Consider the following 1,579-nt stretch of genomic DNA (forward strand, 5'->3'; position numbering starts at 1 on the left):
CTTTAGCCGGTCCCGAGTGAGCGAAGCGAACGGCTTGAACCATTTGTTAGGCTTTTGACGAATAGATAGAATTATAACGCCGTTTGGCAAGCCAACAGGAAACAATAGAAATAATTGTTGGAAGAATAAGTAAAATCAAAGCAAAAGTTATTGCAAGATCACGGCTGTCGTATATTCGCTGCGGAATGTCTTGCGATAAAAATATTCCCGTTGGCAATAAAGAGCCGAGTAGAGCAATTTCTGCAGTGCCAAATTTATTCTTGCCGTTTAAACGCTTTTTAACTGCTGCGAAAATACTAGCGGCATAAGATATTGGAGCATACGAGAAAGCATTAAAGAATACTTTGTACATCATGCTCTCGTTATAGGTGTGTATGAAAAATGATCTAGCAATTTGCGCCCAAACGAGAACGCATATAGCTAAGGCAAACATTCCATACCAGTCTCTATGCTGCGATTTCATGTTTTTAATGCCTAACGCAGAAGGCAGCGGCGCGCGTTAGCGCGTCCGCTGGCCTGACTTGTTAGCAGAGATATCCTTGAGGCCGCCTGAGACATACTTGTGAAGGACACTGGAAACCAGGGACTGGTAAGGAAGTCCCTCTTCCAGTGCCCGGCGTTGAAGTGCCTCTAGGTCGCGACTGGAGATACGTATATTGATCCGCTTATCTTTCTTGAACGTTTCTTCCGCTGCCTTCGTCAAGTACTCCCGACGATCGGCATCCAGATCTGACTCGAACTCCCCGGATTCGTATGCCTCCAGCAGCTCTTGCTCTTCGGGATCTAATTTGGTCTTGGCCATGCTACCCCCCCCTAGAAATTTCTTGGTGGCCTTGCGACTGGGGATGACCGTCTTGAGAAAGATTTCTCCATCATTCTCGACGTACGGCACCAGCCAGGCGTAATCGTCAATCCGAACCACAAGCAGGCGTTGATTCGGATACTTGTCCCTGTTGGGGTGAGGTCCGTCATCAAGTAAACCACCAGACTGAAGAGCAAACAGGACATCTTCGAAAGAAACTCCGCGCTCGCTCATCAACTGCTGGTTCTTCTCAGCATTCCAGTTAATTTGCTTCATGGGACGAGTCTAGCAGAGTGTGTGCCTATTGGCATCTTGCTAACGCCGCGAAGCACGCGCGGTTGCGGAATGGAGGCGAAGCCGCAATGCAGTAACCGTCGCCGTGGCTTGCCTGGTTAGCACTGCTCTGCTCAACTGAACGCCTGTGGCTAAAGTCAAAATGGTATTCCGTCTTCATCTTCCTCTGTTGCACCTGATTCGGTAGGCGGCTCAGGGCCAGAAAGAGCGTCTTCAACCGGCATCAGCTCCCACAACTCGCTCTGATGGAGCCAAATCGGATCAGCATTCTCCTCGATGAACTGATCTACAGGCATACCATCCACGGTTGGTGGCCGCTTTATTCTGACTTGCTTACCGTTCATAAAGACCCACTGGTACTTCCTTTGCCGCTCTGCCTTCGCGGCTTTCTTTGCTCTCTTTTGAGCCGGAGTGAGCTTTTTCTTAACCTTTGCCATATCTGAACTTTTTGGTGCTAACGTTTGGTTAAGGGGCCGGCTTTAG

Annotated in this window: 3 protein-coding genes; all 3 read right to left on the reverse strand. The window is 48.9% G+C overall.

What is annotated here, in order from left to right; all coding sequences use genetic code 11:
• Positions 1 to 46 precede the first annotated feature (46 nt).
• The 3 genes from N5J71_RS22245 to N5J71_RS22255 all read right to left on the reverse strand — a co-directional run bounded on the left by N5J71_RS22245 (position 47) and on the right by N5J71_RS22255 (position 1,533).
• Positions 47 to 463: a hypothetical protein gene (locus N5J71_RS22245; RefSeq protein WP_125875284.1), complete on the reverse strand. Its 417-nt coding sequence runs from the start codon at positions 461 to 463 to the stop codon at positions 47 to 49.
• 36 nt (positions 464 to 499) lie between these two features.
• Positions 500 to 1,078 carry a CopG family antitoxin gene (locus N5J71_RS22250; protein WP_197709132.1) on the reverse strand — a complete coding sequence of 193 codons (579 nt, stop codon included), beginning with the start codon at positions 1,076 to 1,078 and terminating at the stop codon, positions 500 to 502.
• Between the two features lie 155 nt (positions 1,079 to 1,233).
• Positions 1,234 to 1,533, reverse strand: coding sequence for a hypothetical protein (locus N5J71_RS22255; protein ID WP_084342486.1), 300 nt, complete (start codon positions 1,531 to 1,533; stop codon positions 1,234 to 1,236).
• Positions 1,534 to 1,579 lie beyond the last annotated feature (46 nt).

Source organism: Ectopseudomonas oleovorans (assembly GCF_029845265.1).
GTDB lineage: Bacteria > Pseudomonadota > Gammaproteobacteria > Pseudomonadales > Pseudomonadaceae > Aquipseudomonas > Aquipseudomonas oleovorans.

What these genes read in the sequence shown, in the direction of transcription:
- N5J71_RS22245 (WP_125875284.1), bottom strand. Translation starts at nt 463, where the DNA reads ATGAAATCGCAGCATAGAGACTGGTATGGAATGTTTGCCTTAGCTATA.
- N5J71_RS22255 (WP_084342486.1), bottom strand. Translation starts at nt 1,533, where the DNA reads ATGGCAAAGGTTAAGAAAAAGCTCACTCCGGCTCAAAAGAGAGCAAAG.
- N5J71_RS22250 (WP_197709132.1), bottom strand. Translation starts at nt 1,078, where the DNA reads ATGAAGCAAATTAACTGGAATGCTGAGAAGAACCAGCAGTTGATGAGC.